This is a genomic window from Rhizobium sp. USDA 4016, assembly GCF_056279705.1.
The window spans coordinates 1,426,819-1,443,498 of sequence record NZ_JBWCCY010000002.1; the positions used below are offsets into that span (position 1 = coordinate 1,426,819).

The following is a 16,680-nucleotide window of genomic DNA, read 5'->3' on the forward strand; positions in this document are numbered from 1 at the left end:
GTCCCGAGCTCAATTAAACCCCTGGACAAGCCACGGATGGATCGCCCTATTTGCGGCGAGGATATCGCCGTTTGCCGTGACCGGCCCGCCGCAAAAGGCCGAAACCTGTCCGCCAGCCTCTTCGACCAGAAGGACCGACGCGCCATAATCATGCAGCGACAGGCCGTCTTCGAAGAAGCCGTCCAGCCGTCCGCATGCCACATAGGCAATCGAAAGTGCTGCTGAGCCCAGCCGCCGCACACCAGCCGTATTGACCATCAGCCGCTTGAGCGCGGTGAAGTAAGTGTCCTCGCTGACGGCTTTCACTTGTCCTGGAACGGGCAGTCCAGCGCCGATCAGCACGCTTTCGATTTCGGCGTTCTCGATGCAGCGGATCGGCTCACCGTTCAGATAAGCGCCGCCGCCGGCCTCCGCGCTGAACAGTTCATCCTGCATCGCATCATAGACGACACCAGCCACGATGCGGCCACCTTCGGCGATCGAAATCGTCATGCCGAAATGCGGAATGCCCCAGGCGTAGTTTGTCGTGCCGTCGATCGGGTCGATATAGATGACAGGTGTGCTTGCCTCGGCATCACGATTGCCGACGGCTTCCTCTCCTTTGATCGCGTAAGTGGGAAAGGCTTTCGCCACCTCATCGACGATGATCCCCTCGACCGCCACGTCGATTTCCGTCTGGTAGTCACGCGGAGCCTTCGACACGATCTCGCTCACCAGCCGCCGCTTTAGCGACCTGCGGGCGGTTTGCCCCGCTTTCAGTGCCGTATTTGCGAGAAGCAAAAGGCGTTGCGAGGCCGCCGGTGACAAGCGGGTGGAGACCGAGGTCGATGTCATGAAGAATTCTTATGGAGATTGCGGATTTCGTTTGCCCAAAGCTTTCGCAGAGGCGCATGAAGTTTTTGTGACACGAGAGGGCATGGATGCAGACACGATTGTGTCCCTGTGAACAACAATAGCCGGGACGACGCACTCGTCCCGGCTAACAAAGGCTCTGTCAACGCGCCGTCTCAGATGCCGATCTTGCCGCCGCCGATCTTGGTGATGGCGAGTACAGACGGGCGCACCGGCATGTCATCCTTGAAGTCTGGCCACCTGGTGGAAAGATCCTCGTAATAGGATGGGCGGCCATGGCCCGCCCAGTCATCACCGCCGTCCCCGGGATGCTGCACGGCGACGAAAGCCGTTTCGTCATCCGGGGCAAAGAGCGGACCACAGAGCTCGGCACCGACCGGGACGCGGAAGAACAGGCGAGAGGTGGCGCGGGCGTCACCCTCGATGTCGACAGCCCAAAGGCCGTCAGTGCGGCCGGTGGCCTTGTTGTTATTGCCGTCCGTTGCGACCCAAAGACGGCCGGCCGAATCGACGGCGCAGTTGTCCGGCATGCCGAACCAGCCGTTCTTGGAAGTTTCGGTCGAGAAAGTCGCGCCGACTTCGGCAACCGAAGGATCGCCGCACTTCAAGAGAACTTCCCATTTGCCTGAAGTTGCTGAGTAATCGCCGCCATCCTCGGTGATCTCGATGATGTGACCGAAGGCGTTGTCGGGGCGGGGATTTGCGGCGTCCACCTGATCGGCCTTGCGCTTGCTGTTGTTGGTCAGCATGACATAAATCTTGCCGTTGACGGCGTTCGGTTCGATGTCTTCCGGCCGGTCCATTTTCGTTGCGCCGATAATGTCGGCGGCGCGACGCGTCTCGATGAGAACGTCGGCCTGGCTGGCAAAGCCGTTTTCGGCTGACAGCGGTCCCTGGCCGAAGATGAGCGGCAGCCACTGCAACGTACCGTCCTCGGCAAATTTGGCCACGTAAAGCGTGCCCTCATCGAGGAGATCAAGATTGGCGGCACGATCGTTCGCATTGAACGTTCCCGACGTCACGAACTTGTAGACATAGTCGAAGCGTTCATCATCGCCGAGATAGAAGACAACACGGCCGTCCTTGCTGACGATCGATGCCGCTCCCTCATGCTTGGTACGGCCAAGAGCGGTGCGCTTCTTCGGGGTCGCGGTCGGATCCATGACGTCGACTTCGACGATCCAGCCAAAGCGATTCGGTTCGTTCGGTTCCTTGGAGAGGTCGAAGCGGTCGTAGTAATTGGCCCAATCATATCCGCCTTCCGGCACGCCGTAGCGCTTGTAATTGGCGGCTTCCCTATGGCCTTCCGGCAGTTCGCCGGAGAAATAGCCGTGGAAATTCTCTTCAGCCATGATGTAGGTGCCCCAAGGGGTCACGCCGCCGGCACAGTTGTTGAGCGTGCCGATGACGCGCGTGCCGGTGGCGTCCGCCGAGGTCTTGACCCGATCATGACCGGCAGCCGGGCCGGTAAGCTGCATTTCCGTGGTAGAGGTGATGCGGCGGTTGTAGCGGCCTTCCGGAACGACCTGCCACTTTCCGTCGACCTTGCGGATCTCGACAATCGTGCCGCCATGCGCGGCCATTTCGACGTCGACTTGTTCCTTGCTGAGCTTGCCCTGGGAGATCTTCCCGTCGACGATCTTGACGATGCCGGGAAACATCAGGTGCGGGTTCGTATATTCGTGGTTTACGACAAGCAGCCCGTTTGTCGAAGAACCTTCAAGCGGGATGAAGCCGACATAGTCGTTGTTGTAGCCGAATTGCCGGCGCTGGGCTTCTGCCGTCTGCTTGGTCGGGTCGAAGGCCGGTGCGTCGGGGAAGAGCGCGTCGCCCCAACGCAAAAGGACGTCGGCGTTGTAGCCTTCGGCGACGTGATGGTTGGCATCCACGCCGGCCTCGACTTCCGGGAAGGAGAAGGCAGAAGCGCCATTCGCGCGCGCCTTTTCCGCCGTCATCAACGCCACTGGGCTGACGGTCGCGGTAATGGCGGCAACTGCAAGCGAACCCTGGAGGAAACTACGGCGCGAAAAGCGCTTGCTGATGATTTCGCCCATGGTCGGATTGAGGCTCGAATTGTGGCCTTCGCCATCTGCGTCTTCAAGTTGCGTCGTGGGGAATATCTTTTGAGAAAGATGTTCATTCATGGGACTGGCTCCAAAGTTGAGAACGGCCCCTAGTTTTGGAGCCATTCTAAACTTAGGGCTGGGATATTACGGAAATGCGACAATTGCCTTGTCGCTCGCTCGTAACCCGTCGTCGTCGGCTGAATTTAATGCCGCGTCATTTTATGCCAGTTCTGGACATCCTTCGCCGTGATCCAGATGCGGCCATCGAAGGCGATCTCGCCATGATCGAATTTCCGGCTTGCAATAAGTTCGAGTACGCTCAGATCCTGCGGCAGCCACCGTGGGTCGGGCGCAGCCTGAACACCAGCAAGCGCATCTTTCGTCACACACACGGCTTGATGTGTGTCCTCGGCCTTCATGACGATAAGCGCATCGTTGCCGATCAGGTTGAACGTATCCGGTAAAGCGATAAGCTGCATTTGCAAACTCCTTGGCGAAGATATCCAGCCCAAGCGCCACGTGCCTGAAGCGGCAAAGCCCGCCACGCGACGTGCTGCCTTGCTATCGCGGAAAAGCAGCGCCCCATTGATAGGCCGGCATGGTTAACGAAAGGTTGCCGGATCCCAGCCCGTAGGCGGCCAACAGGGCCAAATTTCGTCGGCAATCTCCCTTATCCACAGCAGGATTTGCAGGCCGGGCTTGCTTTTCTCGAACGCCGCGGCTGAGATAGTGGGTGAAAATTTCGTCCGCAAGGCATGCGCGACCTCGTCCCGTTCCTGCACATCGGCCATTCAGATGCGTCCGCTGTAAAGCGGTCCTTAATTTAGACCGAAAGAAACTTTTTAACGGGAACACGCCGACCGCATGGGATGATAACAATAGCGTCGAACTGAGAATCAAATGTTGAATGGCCTGCACGAACGGCTCCCGCTTCGTGTCGGTGATACAACCGCGGAGCGCTGCATGACGAACGAAAAATCCGGCCCACCACGGGCTTTCCTTGTGGCGGTGCTTTTTTCCCTCAAGCGCGCTTTCCTGGGTGTCGGAGCCACGAGCTGCATTGTCAACATATTGGCGCTCACTGGCTCCTTCTTCATGTTGCAAGTCTATGACCGGGTGATTCCGGGTCGAAGCCTGCCGACACTTTCCGGGCTTGCGATCATTGCAGCAACGCTCTTCATCTTCCAGGGATTGCTCGATTTTATCCGTTCGATGCTTTTGATGCGCGCCGGAGCCGCTGTCGACGAGCGTTTGGGAGGCGACGTCTATAACTCCCTGATCCTGTTGCCCTCGCGGATGCGAATGCCGGGCGACGGTCTGCAGTCGATCCGCGATCTTGATACAGTACGCGGTTTTCTCTCCGGCCCCGGGCCAACGGCGCTGTTCGATATGCCGTGGATGCTTTTTTACATCGGTCTGTGCTTTCTCTTTCACGTCTGGATCGGTGTCACAGCGCTTGCCGGTGCGGTGATGTTGATAGGCCTTACAGCACTCGCCGAATTCAAGTCCCGCAAACCGGCAAAAATTGCCGCAGAGCTTTCCGCGCGGCGACTGAATCTTGCCGAAGCGACACGGCGAAACTCCGAGGCCGTGTTGGCCATGGGGTTCGGGTCGTTGCTGGCCACCAAATGGACCGAGGTTAACAACCGGTATCTTGCCAATCATATCTCGGCGACGACCGTCACGACCAGTCTGATGTCGATCTCAAAAGTCCTTCGGATGATGCTGCAATCCGGTGTGCTGGCGGTCGGCGCCATCCTGGTCGTCAGGCAAGAGGCGACGCCCGGCATCATGATCGCAAGTTCCATCCTCGTCAGCAGGGCGCTGGCACCTGTGGAGCTTGCAATCGGACAATGGAAGGGCTTTGTCGCCGCCCGGCAAAGCTGGAGCAGACTGACGAAGCATCTGGAACTGCTGCCGGCCGAGGAGCGGCATGTCGACCTGCCTGCACCGACCGCCAACCTGTCCGTGGAAGCGCTTCACCTTGCCGTTCCTGGTACCCGGACGATGGTACTGCGCGGGGTCTCGTTCAAGGCGGAGGCCGGAGACGCCGTCGGCGTCATCGGACCGAGCGCATCTGGAAAATCGTCGCTTGCCCGCGGACTCGTCGGTCTTTGGAAACCTATCGGCGGCTCGGTGCGTCTCGACAAGGCGTCCCTTGATCAGTGGGACCCGTCGTCGCTCGGCCGGTCGATCGGCTATCTCCCGCAGGAAGTGTCGCTTTTCGAGGGCTCAATTGCCGAAAATATCGCGCGTTTCGACAGAAATGCCCCGTCCGAGAAAATCATTGCAGCGGCAAGAGCTGCGGGCGTCTATGAGATGATCGTGCAGTTTCCCGATGGCTTCGATACCCAGATCGGAGAGAACGGATCGATGCTTTCGGCCGGGCAACGCCAGCGCATTGGCCTGGCGCGCGCGCTCTATGGCGATCCTTTCCTTGTCGTCCTGGATGAGCCGAACTCGAACCTCGACAGCGATGGCGAGGCAGCGCTCGCTCAGGCGATCGCAGGCATCCGGGCACGCAAGGGCATTGCCATCGTTATTGCTCACCGGCCAAGTGCATTGGCGGCCGCCAATCTCGTTCTGGTACTCGCCAATGGACAGCTTCAGGCCTTCGGGGCGAAGGACGAGGTTTTCAATAAGGCAACGGTTTCGACGGCTCCGCGCAGTAGCACGCTGACGGTTATAGCGGGAGGCGACAGTTGATCGACAAGCGATCTCCCATATCCGAAGCTGCAATCAGCCGCCTTACGACAATCGCACTCGCGATGGTCCTCCTTCTGATCGGCGTGGTTGGGGGCCTCGGAGCAACGACCTATCTCTCCGGCGCGGTGATTGCGAACGGCACGCTTGTCGTCGACAGCTATGTGAAGCCCGTTCAGCATCAAAAGGGCGGCACTGTCGGGAAAATCTTCGTCAAAAACGGCGGGCTGGTGGAGGCTGGGCAGATCCTCGTGCATCTGGACGACACGCAATTGCGGGCAAACCTCGCAATCATCTCCCGGCGACTGAACGAGCTGTCGGCCGCCTCTGCCAGGCTGGGCGCCGAACGGGACGGCGTTGAGGAGATTGGGTTTCCCGATAGCCTGTTAGAACAGGCGGGCGAAGCTGGAGACGGCGGCATCATCGAAGGCGAGCGCCGATTGTTCGAAGATCGCCGGACATCGCGTGCCAGCAGAAAAGCACAGTTGCGCGAACGCATCCAGCAATTGCGGCAGGAAGCGGAGGGACTTGTCGCCCAGCAGACCGGCAAGAAGGCAGAGATGGCGCTGATCGACAAGGAGCTTGCGAGCGTCAGGCGCCTGTTCGATCAAGGTATCGTGCCCGTCAACCGTCTCTATGCCCTTGAACGCGAGTCCGCGCGCCTGACGGGCGAACTCGGCAGCCTTGTGGCAAGCCTTGCGCAGACGAACGGTAAGGTGACCGAGACGGAATTGCAGATCATTCAGATCGATGACGATCACCGCAGCGAAGTATCGGACGAACTGCGCAAGACGCAGAGCGACATCGGAGAATTCTCGGAACGAATGGTCGCCGCAAGAGACGAACTGCGGCGCGTTGACATCCGGGCGCCTCAGACAGGTATCGTCCATCAGCTTACGGTCCACTCCGCCGGCGCTGTCGTTCCACCTGGCGAGCCGATCATGCAGATCGTGCCCGCCCGCGATACGCTGACGCCCGAAGTCCGCGTCTTGCCCCAGGACATCGATCAGCTATCCATCGGCCAAGAGGTCAGGCTGCGATTTTCTGCCTTCAACCAAAGGAACACGCCCGAAATCAACGGTATCGTGCAGCAGATTGCCGCCGATCTGACGACGGATCGGGAGAGCGGCACGACCTACTATGCCGTCCGGATCTCGGTTGATCAGAGCGAATGGAGCCGATTGGGCGGCCTTGTGCCCGTCCCCGGCATGCCGGTGGAAGCATTCGTGCAAACAGGTGCGCGTACTGCTCTTGCCTATTTGACGAAGCCTCTGACCGACCAGGTGGCACGCGCGTTCCGGGAGGACTGAGTGATCTGGCGGGGCGCGTGCGAGGGCAAGCGCAAGTCTTTTCCGTGTCACTATGGATCACTATGGTCCGAACGCCAGATGGTGGCACAGCCGCAAACGCGCGGCGATAATTCCATTAGGCCTGTTGCAGGCTTTCCGTGGAGGTTGAAGCTAAAACCAATCGACAGAGTCAAAATCGCCTAAATCGTCGTCTATTATCGCAAGGCAGAAAACGAAGGAGAATCATATATGGCAAGCTCGGTTACGAACGCCGTTGGTAAATCACTCTTTTATAGCGGTGCATCGAGCGCCTGGTTTTCGGCCAAAGGTTCAGGCCCTGTGCTGAATGGGACGAGCGGCAACGATTCGATCTGGGGCGACGCCTCCGTAAACGTTACCATGCAGGGCGGAACGGGTGACGACATCTATTACCTTTACTCCAGCATCAATCGTGCGGTGGAGGCCGCGAACGCCGGGGTCGATACCATCAGCACCTGGATGAGCTATACGCTTCCTGAAAATTTCGAAAATCTGACCGTCACCGGCAGCGGCCGCTACGCCTTTGGCAATGCGGCGGACAATATCATCACCGGCGGATCCGGCAGTCAAACGATAGATGGTCGCGCGGGCAACGATGTCCTCATCGGCGCCGGCGGTTCCGACACGTTCATCTTCACGCGCGGCAACGGCAGCGACCTTGTCGTCGATTTCGGCACCGACGATACCGTCCGATTGAACGGCTACGGGCTGTCGAGCTTCGATCAGGTCGTAAGCCACCTCACACAGGAGGGCGCAAACCTGCGGCTCGATCTCGGTGGCGGAGAAAGTATCGTTTTTGCGAACAAAACCGTCGCCGACCTCAGCGCGGATCAGTTCCAGCTGACGCTCGACCGGTCCGCACTCACGCTCACATTTGCCGATGAATTCAACAGCCTGTCGCTGCGCAACGGTGACCAGGGCGTTTGGGATGCCAAATTCTGGTGGGCGCCGGAAAAGGGCAGCACGCTCCCCGGCAATGGCGAACTCCAGTGGTACATCAATCCGTCCTATTCTGCGACCTCGGCCGTCAATCCCTTCTCTCTTCAGAATGGGGTGCTAACCATAACAGCGGCGCCGGCCTCCGAAGCAATCCAATCGCAGATCAACGGCTACGATTATACGTCGGGCCTCTTGAACACGCATTCCTCCTTCGCTCAGACCTATGGGTACTTCGAAATGCGCGCCGACATGCCGACCGAACAGGGTGCCTGGCCGGCTTTCTGGCTGCTGCCTGAAGATGGCTCGTGGCCGCCGGAACTCGACGTCGTCGAGATGCGGGGACAGGATCCGAACACCGTCAACGTGACAGTCCACAGCAACGAGACCGGCTCGCGCACCACGGTCTCGACGCCGGTCAAGGTCCCAAGCACCGATGGCTTCCACACCTATGGGGTCTTGTGGGACGAAGATCAAATCGTCTGGTATTTCGACGATGTCGCCGTTGCTCATGCCGATACGCCGGCCGACATGCATGATCCAATGTACATGCTGGTAAACCTCGCCGTCGGCGGCACGGCCGGAACGCCGGGTGCCGGGTTCGCCGATGGGGCACAGATGAAGATAGACTACATCCATGCCTATTCGCTCGATGATGCACCGGTCACGGCCAGCGCCCAATCCGCTGCAACCGACTGGCACATTTAACATCTGCCCCGGCCGATGATCGACGCGAATCTCAAGCGACAGACTTGGTTCCGAGCGCTTCGACGGTGAACGGGTCGTGCACTTGAGCGCCATGGCCATGGCGCTCAATCAGCCGCTTGGACGCGGCGCGCGTTAAGGCTGCCTTATTCTTAATATATTATAAACTCGGGGTATTTTACCTTGGCTCGATGAAGGGGCTCCGAGCATCGATTCTTTCCTGCCTTTGTCTGCTTGCTTTCATCGCTGAAGCAGGGGGGCTGCTTGCGGCGGATGTGTCGCCCTGGAAGAGTTCAAACAACGCGCTGGTTGTCGACGCCTATGAAATGAATGCGATCGATTGGCAGGCCTTGCTCAAGGACGAGCGCGTCGCGGCCTTTATTTCCAAGGCATCCGATGGTCTGCCCGAGAGCTTCAGCTGCGAGGGAGAGCACCGTGGAGACACGTTTGCGCATTGCAAGACGATGTGGCGGAAATACGCGGTAAGCCGCGAGCTCTATACGAGCCGCCGGATGATTGCCCGACAGAACGGCTTGCTCTGGGGTGCCTACCATGTCGGCCGGCCCGGCAATCCCATCGACCAGGCCAATCACTTCCTCGACTATGCGACGCCGGATGCGGACGATCTGATGATCCTCGATATCGAAGGCATCGACCCCGATCGGTTCATGTCACTCGAGGATGCGCAGATATTTGTCGGGCACATCAGGGCGAGAACCGGACGCTATCCGATCCTTTATACCAACCATGATACGGCACGCTATATTGCCGCATATCGGCGGGACTACAGTGTACTGGCTAGGCTGCCCCTTTGGTATGCGCGTTACAAGCCGGACATCCGCAAGGTCTTCCCGCTTGGGAACTGGCAGAACTATTTTCTCTGGCAGTTTTCTTCCGCCAGCAACTGTTCAAAGCGGCGCTGTCCATATCGCGTGCCGGGCACGCTGACCGATATCGACGTGAACGTCGCAGCGATGTCCAAGGAGGAATTGCGGCGTGCCTGGCCCCAAGGCGGTCTCCTGCGCCCTGCCGAGCCCGATCCTCCGCTGATCCTTGCAAAGATCGAATTCGGCTCCGTGCCGCTTGAAGCGCCGCAACCTGACCTGATCGTAACGTCTTCGATCTCGCCGGACCGCCGCTGACGAGCGGTGGCGTCCAATCGAACCGGGTCTTCAGGGCATGCCGGATGGTAAAGGGAAACACCCTGTTAACCAATGCAGCCGGAAGTGGGGCAAGCCCGGAACCGTACTGGGATGAAACCGTTCCCGCTTCGGGAGGTGCTGCGTCATGAAAAGGGCTATTTGGGATACTCCAATCACTCTTGAGGATCCGGTAACGGGCACTATGCGAACGGTCAAGACCGTGCGGCAAGCCAAGTCGATGCTTGATCGTTCCTGGCCGGCTTATCATGGAAGCCAGTACCGACGAGCAGAGCAGATATGTGACGACGCTCTTAATGGCGGGTGCGACGGGACCAAAGCCCGACAAGCATTCATTGCTGCAGCGGTCGAAGCGCACTTCCGTTTAAGCTGAACAGAAAGTTCCGCCGCCGTATGGGCAGCCGGCAAACCAGCGCGGGCTAACGTCCGATCAAGACGTGTATGCTGCCGTGCGCAGGCAGTCCGCGATAGATCAGCGGCTGATGCTTGCGGCAGTACCATCGTGTGGCGCCGGTGCTCTCCTCGAAGCCGTAACAGCCCCATTGCGTGCAACGGATGCCACTTGCATCTTCATGGTCGCAGTAATGGTTCTCATGGACGTTTGCACCCGGCGCTGTCGTGTGTCCTTCGAGACTCATCCTGGCAATCCTTCCAAGTGCGGTATTAAGCGCGTCCATTTTCGTTTGGGCAATCTCTGGAAATGCACGTCCAATCCTCTAGTTCCTTCCAGGGATCGCAATACCCATGACTTCGCGACCAAACCGTGAACTCTAGATGACCATGCCTCCGATAGGTTTTGTTTTCCGGCGCATTTTGATTGCTTGATTGCAATTGCGCTGGAACTTACCAACACTGAAAAGTTCTGCACACCCTGTCACGAGAGCTCACCCGCACCATTCATTTGTCCAAGCGTTCCGGCGTCACGTTCCGCACCAATGGACAGACAAGATCGCCCGCAAGATGCCAGCCTCCAAGGAGGTGTAAGGTAACGATCAACACACGACCGAGTCTCTCGACAAACGCCTCGAGCTTGGCAGGCAATTCGCCGATCGATGACCTCACCCATGCTTTGGACAAAATTCACGCGGGGCGTTCTAAGCCAAGGGCCGTGTGGCAGTCGTGGAGGATTTTCAGTATCGCGGTTCGGGCCTGGACGCGACATAGATCGCGGCAACCGCCATCAGAACTCCAGCGCCAACCATCGCAATTGCTGAAGGTCTGAAAAATACGAGCAGAATGAGAAAGCTGCAAATCATCGAGATACAGGCGACAAGCTTATGACGTCGCCGGATCGCCCCTTGGCGCCGCCAATTTCGCAGTGGCTCGCCGAAGCGCGGATGGGCAAGCAGCCAGCGCTCAAAGCGCGGGGAGGAGCGGGAGAAAAGAGCAGCGGCAAGGATCAGGAACGGAGTCGTCGGAAGCAGCGGCACGAAGATACCAATAACGCCGATTGCAACGAAACCAAAGCCAAGGGCAGCAAACAGCAATCGCACGGAATGTCCTTTCATCAAGCGGCTTCAGCCGTTCAACCGCTCCAAAGCGCCGATCGCCCTGCCGTTTCTTCTATCAGCATACCATAGGGATGCGCGGACAATAGGATTGCAGTGCGCGCCGTTCAACCTTGCGCATATCCGTTTTTCCACCAAACCGAATATCTCGAAAAAGCGACCAGGCATACAACGCACGCCTAGAGACGCGATCAGGGACAAGACCGGAAGGGATCCAGAATGCAGATAACGCGCGACGACAATGGTGACTTCATCCTCAATCCCGCAGAGCTTTCCTCGCGCTTCGGCCTCTCCGGAGCCGAGTTCAGGCGAAAACTGCAGATGGGATTGGTTGCAAGTACCGTGGAAATTGGTGAGGGCGAGGATCTCGGCCTGCAGCGGCTGAGCCTCAGGATCGGCAATCGCATTTGGCGCGCGATCCTCGACAACTCCGATACTGTCATTTCCGAAGAAATGACCTTCGCCCGGGCTGGCACGATGAAAAGGAGTAGCCGCCGGAAACTTGCGTAGAAGCGGCTATTCCTATTTCCGTTCATTCTTGCCGTGGGCTATCTCATCAGGGGGCAGGGACCTTGTCCTCGTCTGCAATACCCTTCGTGAAGGCCTTATGCCCTGGGAGAAGTCGCCATCAACGTTGGGATCTTGCCGCGATCTTCGGCCTCAATGACGATCCCGGCATTGGTCGCTCCAAGGCATCGAGGAACCCCGGGGTGATGAAACGCTCCAGGCGAGAACACGGTCGAGGAGATGTCGCCAATGACACGACACCGCAACGCGGCCTCGACCCAAGGCAGAGGTGTAGTACGAGGAAATGGCGAGCGACAGAGGCGGTCAGCTTCTTCGACATCGGCACGCGCTTCCTCGGCAGCGACACTCGGCCATCGCCAAATCTTAAGCCGGCGCCTGCACGGCAGGTGGACCGAGGGCGGCGATAAGCTTGGCCGCAAGCTTGGCCGCGCTCCGCTCTCAGGGGATGGACCTCCATATGGTCCATCTGTCGTCCCGCTACCTTTGCGTTGCGTCCTCACGCTCCATGGCTTCGGCAGCCATGTACATCAGGTCGTGCATCTTCTCGCGAAGAAGTGCTTCATCGGCAGCCCGGCCAGCGGCACTGAAGTCCGCGCGAATCTTCTGCAGCAGATTCGAGTCTTCCGGCGAAGCGATGGCTGTTGCCACGACCTCGTTCACATACGCGTCGACGTCGTTGCGGCCGATTGCAGCGGCAACCCATTCCGCCAGCAGGCGATTTCGGCGGGCGCGGACCTTAAGCGACCGTTCAAAGTCGAGAATGTATTTGTCTTCAAGCGCCCGTCTTCTATCGTCCAAGGATGTCATGCGAAAACTCCTTTTCCTTGCCGCGGCGCAAAAGGCCGTGAGCATCGAGTGCGACCGGGCCGAAACAGGACTTTGCTTGTGCGTCATGACGTAACCTCCGTTTTGAGGCGACGGTGTGCGCGAGAGACAAGGCGCGTTGATAGCGATCAAACCCGACCATCTGAAAACGCTGTGAGAGGGTTAGCCGTTCCCAAATTGGTGCAGGACTTCGAATCTATTCCTCGCTTCGCCCGCCACAAGGACCCGCGTTATGGCGGCCAGACAGATGGCCACCCTCAAACCCGCGCGGATATCCGGGCGATAAGAGAGCACTTTCGAACCACTGTTCACAGTCGAAATCCAGGAGTTCGGTTTATCCTCCTGGATCTTGCTCCTCTTGGCGCACAGGAGACCCAAGCAAAAGTCTCAAGTTGGCCCGAAGCCGCCCCACATCCCGGCGATCCGGAAGGACCGGTGCGGAAAAGCAACCTACGTCATGTCAGGCATCGAACACGGGAAGAATATCCTCTTCATTTCGAATTCGCCGCAACACTTCCCAAGTCAGCCGCCGCAAGGTCGAGCACGCCGGGGGTGGGACGAATCAGGATCCCACCAGAGCTAAAGCGTGCTCCTCAACCCACTCGATCTCAAGGGCCACCTCGTCGAGCACACCGCGACGAGCGAGCTCGACCTCCCAGCCAGAACCGCCGGCGACGAGCTTCCACATGTATTCTTGCAATTGGCGCATCCGCTCGATTCCCGCGTGCACAACGCCAATCTCAGGCTCGAGATCATACGCGTCGAGCAGCAAGCGAAAGCGGCGAGCCTTTTCGGCAACGCCAATCGGGAGCCCGTGTGCTCGACACTTCGCGTCACGCCAGAACGGCACCCAACGCCAGGCGATGAACCCAAGGTCCCAGGCGCGAGGCCCCGGAGCCGCGGTGTCCCAATCGATGAACGCCACCGGAAGGCCTGCTCGAAAGATGGTGTTCCATGGCGCGAGATCGTTGTGACAGACCGTCTCGACAGGCTCGCGAGACTCCAAGCGCCACCCGCGGCTGGCCGAGGGAAAGGTCGACGCGGCATCGTGATAGGAACGCATGAGCGCGCCGAGATGCACGAGCACGTCGTCACGCCAAACATAGTCTGGGAGACGACTGTCGAAGCGGCCACCGTGGTCCGGGATGAAGCCGGCACCTCGGCCGACCTCGCCCTCAATATAAGTCAGAACTTCTCGCCCTTGGTGGTCAAAGCCCAGCGCACGCGGCGCGCCAGCAAATCCTTTACGCTCGATGTGCTGCAGCAGATCGAGGACAGCCGGTGACCAAGAGCGACCGTCGCGCCGAACTGTCTGGCCGACTCGAACGACTGTCGAGTCTGCACCGCCGTCGAGGGCGATCTCTGACTCAACCATACACCTATCTAACTCCCATTATCCCGCGTGTGCGGTGCAGATGGCCCACCTTGGCCAAGGTTCCTGCAGGTGAGTCTGATTGCAAGAAACGCGGCGAGCCGTCTTTTTATACTTAAGCTGGGAGCATGCGTCATCCCGCGCCGAAACGCTACGTTTCATGGACAAAACCACCAATTTCCTAATTTCGCTCTCTGGCTATGAAATTGAAGGGCTGATTGGAATTGACGCTCCACGACTGATGCCGCTGTATCAAAGCTGCTCGGATTATGTCGTGTTGGAACGCGGCCACCCGCCAAACACCGCCAGTGCACATGCGGAATTTGAGAACTGTCCGCCGATGCGAGATGCGGCGGCGGGACTCATGCCGCAGAGCTCCTCGAGGGCGATACTGACCGGTATCGACTCAAGTGCGAGCATGCTGGAAGGGGAGGCGAGCACCTAATGAAAATCAATCGAATTTATGCTTTCAAGCTAATTGCCGGAAGCGCGGATGACCTCGGATACGAAGCGACCGAAGAGGATGCGCGTACGGGTCGACCGTGGTCGGTGTTGCCAGACCAGCAAAAAGATCATCCGCCAGAGGGTGAAGGGTGATTGGATGAGCCTTAAAGGATCGACATTCAGATTCCCGACTTCGCTCTTCCAGACTGTGCACGTCGGTTGGCTGCGAAGGCGGAAGGCGAAACCTATGGCCTGCCGCTTTTCCCTCGGCGCGTCCATCGGGATCGATAGTTTCGGGCGACTATATCGTTCCAAGGATTCCACGATGGCCGAACCCGTACTGCCGCCTGCAACATGGAAGCTGTTCCGGCGTGGAAGGTAATGAAAACATCGCATACTTTTTCGACGTTAAGGCAAACTTGCATTGCGTTTTTTCACGTTCGAATGCGTTTTTGATGGCGCTCGCCAGGAAATGCTTGGCCGTATAGTGTTTTTTGACGGAAGAGGGTAAATTAAACCGAATTTGAACAGGCGAATGCGTTTTTGAATAGGTAAGCTTCAACGATGAGCGAATTTCCAATCGGACAGAATTGGCTGAGGACGCATCTGCGATTGGATTGCCCCGCGCCAGCCGTCGAGTCCTGGTGCGGCCAGACGTCTCGGAAAACATATGTAGAAGAGGGTAGGGTCGTTGAGAAGTACCCTCTCGTCTATGCTCCCGAAGAAAGCATCGCGGGAAACCTCAAATTCGCTCTGAAGCATGAAACACTCGACATGGGCGTTATCGCCCAGACTATGAACAAGGTCGATCCGGCAGAGATCGAAGCCTGGATCAAAGCCGAGCCGAAAGGCGCGTTCGCCCGCCGCGCATGGTTTCTCTTTGAATGGTTCACTGGAACACGACTTTCTCTGCCGGACGCGGGAACCGTGAACTACGTCCACGCACTGGACGAGAAGAAAAACATCGGTGCGGCCGGAAGGTTCTCACAACGCCACAAGGTCGTCGACAATATGCTCGGCGTGCCGGGACTATGCGTCACCGTACGTTCCACGAGGCCGATAGCCGATGCAAGAGCGTCGGAAATCAACAGGCAAGCTGAAGACATCGTGAACGACTGCGATCCAGCACTCCTCGCCAGAGCGATCCAGTACCTGTTCACCAAGGAGACGAAATCCTCCTTTGAAATCGAGCGCGAAGAACCCACCGCGCAGAGAGCAGAACGGTTCGTTGCCGCGCTGAGGAACATCGCGGCCTTCGATCCGGCGAGCAAACGCGATCTCGTCGAGCTGCAGAATACGATCGTCGATCCGAGGTATGCCGCAGATGACTTCCGCGATTTCCAGAACTTCGTCGGGCAGACGATCGGCCCGGGCTTTGAAAAGGTCCATTTCATCGGCCCGAAACCCGAGGACGTCGAGCCGTTGATGGCGGATTGGTCTTTGTTGACTGAGCGGCTCAAGGGCATGTCGGACCCGGTGGTAGCGGCCACGATCGTCGCCTTCGCTTTCGTCTACATACACCCGTTCGAAGACGGCAACGGGCGAATTCACCGCTTCCTGATCCACAACATCCTGTCCAGAGAAGGCTTCACCCCTCCCGACTTTCTCTTCCCGGTATCCGCCGCCATCGTCCGTGACGAAAGGGCATACGAGGCCACGCTTGAAACGTTCTCGCGTCCCGCCTTGGAAAGAACGGACTGGCGATGGGATAGGGACCACAGCATCGTCGTCAGGAACGACACTGCCCACCTCTACCGATATTTCGATGCCACTCCATCGGTGGAGTTCATCTATCAAAAGATTGGCGAGACGGTTCAGAAAGACCTCAGGGAGGAACTCGACTACATTCGTTATTTCGACGCCGGCTACTCGGCTTTGACCGACATAATTGATATGCCCAACCGCAAAGCAGCTTTGTTTGTCAAGCTGTGCCTGCAGAACGGCCACATCTCAAACAAGAAACGCGGCTTGTTTGCGGAGATGACTGATGACGAGCTTTCGCTTCTGGAAGCCGCTGTGGCGGCGGCAGTGCAGCGCGTGAAGGATGGTTTGGATGCCGACGACGATGATACCTAGGAACTCTCGGGACGCACGCCGGCGTGACCGGCGAAACCGCCTGCCAGTTCCAAAGAGTGCGGTTTCGGCTCCGAAGCTGGGTGAGTGAGTGACTAGGTCCTGAAGGCGACCTGCGCTCAAGCATCCGCACGCGAGCATTTAGCTCGCGTCGGGCTTTGCGGCTTCGTGATTACCGCT

General features: G+C 58.4%; 17 protein-coding genes and 1 pseudogene. 10 read left to right on the forward strand and 8 right to left on the reverse strand.

Features of this window, described 5'->3' with window-relative positions:
- Positions 1 to 9 precede the first annotated feature (9 nt).
- The 4 genes from ACZ9DP_RS07940 to ACZ9DP_RS07955 all read right to left on the reverse strand — a co-directional run bounded on the left by ACZ9DP_RS07940 (position 10) and on the right by ACZ9DP_RS07955 (position 3,709).
- Positions 10 to 834 (reverse strand): inositol monophosphatase family protein, encoded by an 825-nt coding sequence (locus tag ACZ9DP_RS07940; RefSeq protein ID WP_476201120.1) that lies wholly within the window; start codon positions 832 to 834, stop codon positions 10 to 12.
- A gap of 173 nt (positions 835 to 1,007) precedes the next feature.
- Entirely contained in the window at positions 1,008 to 2,996 is a 1,989-nt protein-coding gene (locus ACZ9DP_RS07945) for a PhoX family protein (RefSeq protein WP_476201122.1), read from the reverse strand.
- 125 nt (positions 2,997 to 3,121) lie between these two features.
- A complete protein-coding gene (locus ACZ9DP_RS07950) occupies positions 3,122 to 3,397 on the reverse strand; it encodes a hypothetical protein (protein ID WP_040115459.1) in 276 nt (91 codons plus the stop codon).
- A 123-nt stretch (positions 3,398 to 3,520) separates the two neighbouring features.
- Positions 3,521 to 3,709: a hypothetical protein gene (locus ACZ9DP_RS07955; protein ID WP_476201124.1), complete on the reverse strand. Its 189-nt coding sequence runs from the start codon at positions 3,707 to 3,709 to the stop codon at positions 3,521 to 3,523.
- Between the two features lie 172 nt (positions 3,710 to 3,881).
- Here ACZ9DP_RS07955 and ACZ9DP_RS07960 point away from each other — a divergent pair, with 172 nt between their 5' ends.
- The 5 genes from ACZ9DP_RS07960 (at position 3,882) to ACZ9DP_RS07980 (ending at position 10,123) form a co-directional block, all read left to right on the forward strand.
- The gene (locus ACZ9DP_RS07960) at positions 3,882 to 5,624 is read left to right on the forward strand and encodes a type I secretion system permease/ATPase (protein ID WP_476201125.1); all 1,743 of its coding nucleotides are present in this window, start codon (positions 3,882 to 3,884) and stop codon (positions 5,622 to 5,624) included.
- Positions 5,621 to 6,931 carry an HlyD family type I secretion periplasmic adaptor subunit gene (locus ACZ9DP_RS07965; protein WP_194731184.1) on the forward strand — a complete coding sequence of 437 codons (1,311 nt, stop codon included), beginning with the start codon at positions 5,621 to 5,623 and terminating at the stop codon, positions 6,929 to 6,931. Before ACZ9DP_RS07960 ends, ACZ9DP_RS07965 begins: the two co-directional genes overlap by 4 nt.
- A gap of 228 nt (positions 6,932 to 7,159) precedes the next feature.
- Entirely contained in the window at positions 7,160 to 8,593 is a 1,434-nt protein-coding gene (gene eglC / locus ACZ9DP_RS07970) for an endo-1,3-1,4-beta-glycanase EglC (RefSeq protein WP_239600728.1), read from the forward strand.
- A 188-nt stretch (positions 8,594 to 8,781) separates the two neighbouring features.
- Positions 8,782 to 9,732 (forward strand): glycoside hydrolase family 25 protein, encoded by a 951-nt coding sequence (locus ACZ9DP_RS07975; RefSeq protein WP_194731186.1) that lies wholly within the window; start codon positions 8,782 to 8,784, stop codon positions 9,730 to 9,732.
- Positions 9,733 to 9,877: 145 nt separating this feature from the next.
- On the forward strand, positions 9,878 to 10,123 hold the full coding sequence (locus ACZ9DP_RS07980; RefSeq protein ID WP_074071858.1) for a DUF982 domain-containing protein: 246 nt from the start codon (positions 9,878 to 9,880) through the stop codon (positions 10,121 to 10,123).
- A 46-nt stretch (positions 10,124 to 10,169) separates the two neighbouring features.
- Here the strand turns inward: ACZ9DP_RS07980 and ACZ9DP_RS07985 are convergent, their stop codons facing one another.
- Positions 10,170 to 10,388 carry a hypothetical protein gene (locus tag ACZ9DP_RS07985; RefSeq protein WP_194731187.1) on the reverse strand — a complete coding sequence of 73 codons (219 nt, stop codon included), beginning with the start codon at positions 10,386 to 10,388 and terminating at the stop codon, positions 10,170 to 10,172.
- Between the two features lie 195 nt (positions 10,389 to 10,583).
- Between ACZ9DP_RS07985 and ACZ9DP_RS07990 the strand changes: the two are divergent.
- A pseudogene (locus ACZ9DP_RS07990) lies at positions 10,584 to 10,731 on the forward strand (NapC/NirT family cytochrome c); the annotation flags it as partial.
- 149 nt (positions 10,732 to 10,880) lie between these two features.
- On the opposite strand, the gene ACZ9DP_RS07995 reads toward ACZ9DP_RS07990, so the two are convergent.
- Positions 10,881 to 11,258 (reverse strand): YbaN family protein, encoded by a 378-nt coding sequence (locus tag ACZ9DP_RS07995; protein ID WP_074071855.1) that lies wholly within the window; start codon positions 11,256 to 11,258, stop codon positions 10,881 to 10,883.
- A 219-nt stretch (positions 11,259 to 11,477) separates the two neighbouring features.
- Here ACZ9DP_RS07995 and ACZ9DP_RS08000 point away from each other — a divergent pair, with 219 nt between their 5' ends.
- Positions 11,478 to 11,768 (forward strand): DUF6522 family protein, encoded by a 291-nt coding sequence (locus ACZ9DP_RS08000; protein WP_074071854.1) that lies wholly within the window; start codon positions 11,478 to 11,480, stop codon positions 11,766 to 11,768.
- Between the two features lie 495 nt (positions 11,769 to 12,263).
- Here ACZ9DP_RS08000 and ACZ9DP_RS08005 read toward each other — a convergent pair whose 3' ends face one another.
- A complete protein-coding gene (locus tag ACZ9DP_RS08005; RefSeq protein WP_194731188.1) occupies positions 12,264 to 12,593 on the reverse strand; it encodes an ATPase inhibitor subunit zeta in 330 nt (109 codons plus the stop codon).
- A gap of 580 nt (positions 12,594 to 13,173) precedes the next feature.
- Entirely contained in the window at positions 13,174 to 13,986 is an 813-nt protein-coding gene (locus ACZ9DP_RS08010; protein ID WP_476201127.1) for an aminoglycoside phosphotransferase family protein, read from the reverse strand.
- A gap of 157 nt (positions 13,987 to 14,143) precedes the next feature.
- Between ACZ9DP_RS08010 and ACZ9DP_RS08015 the strand changes: the two genes are divergently transcribed.
- From ACZ9DP_RS08015 to ACZ9DP_RS08025, 3 genes are all read left to right on the forward strand, one after another.
- Positions 14,144 to 14,428: a hypothetical protein gene (locus ACZ9DP_RS08015; protein ID WP_476201129.1), complete on the forward strand. Its 285-nt coding sequence runs from the start codon at positions 14,144 to 14,146 to the stop codon at positions 14,426 to 14,428.
- Entirely contained in the window at positions 14,428 to 14,580 is a 153-nt protein-coding gene (locus ACZ9DP_RS08020; RefSeq protein WP_476201131.1) for a hypothetical protein, read from the forward strand. Before ACZ9DP_RS08015 ends, ACZ9DP_RS08020 begins: the two co-directional genes overlap by 1 nt.
- Before the next feature lie 621 nt (positions 14,581 to 15,201).
- Complete coding sequence (locus tag ACZ9DP_RS08025; protein ID WP_476201133.1) at positions 15,202 to 16,503, forward strand: Fic family protein; 1,302 nt, start codon at positions 15,202 to 15,204, stop codon at positions 16,501 to 16,503.
- The last annotated feature ends 177 nt before the right edge of the window (positions 16,504 to 16,680 follow it).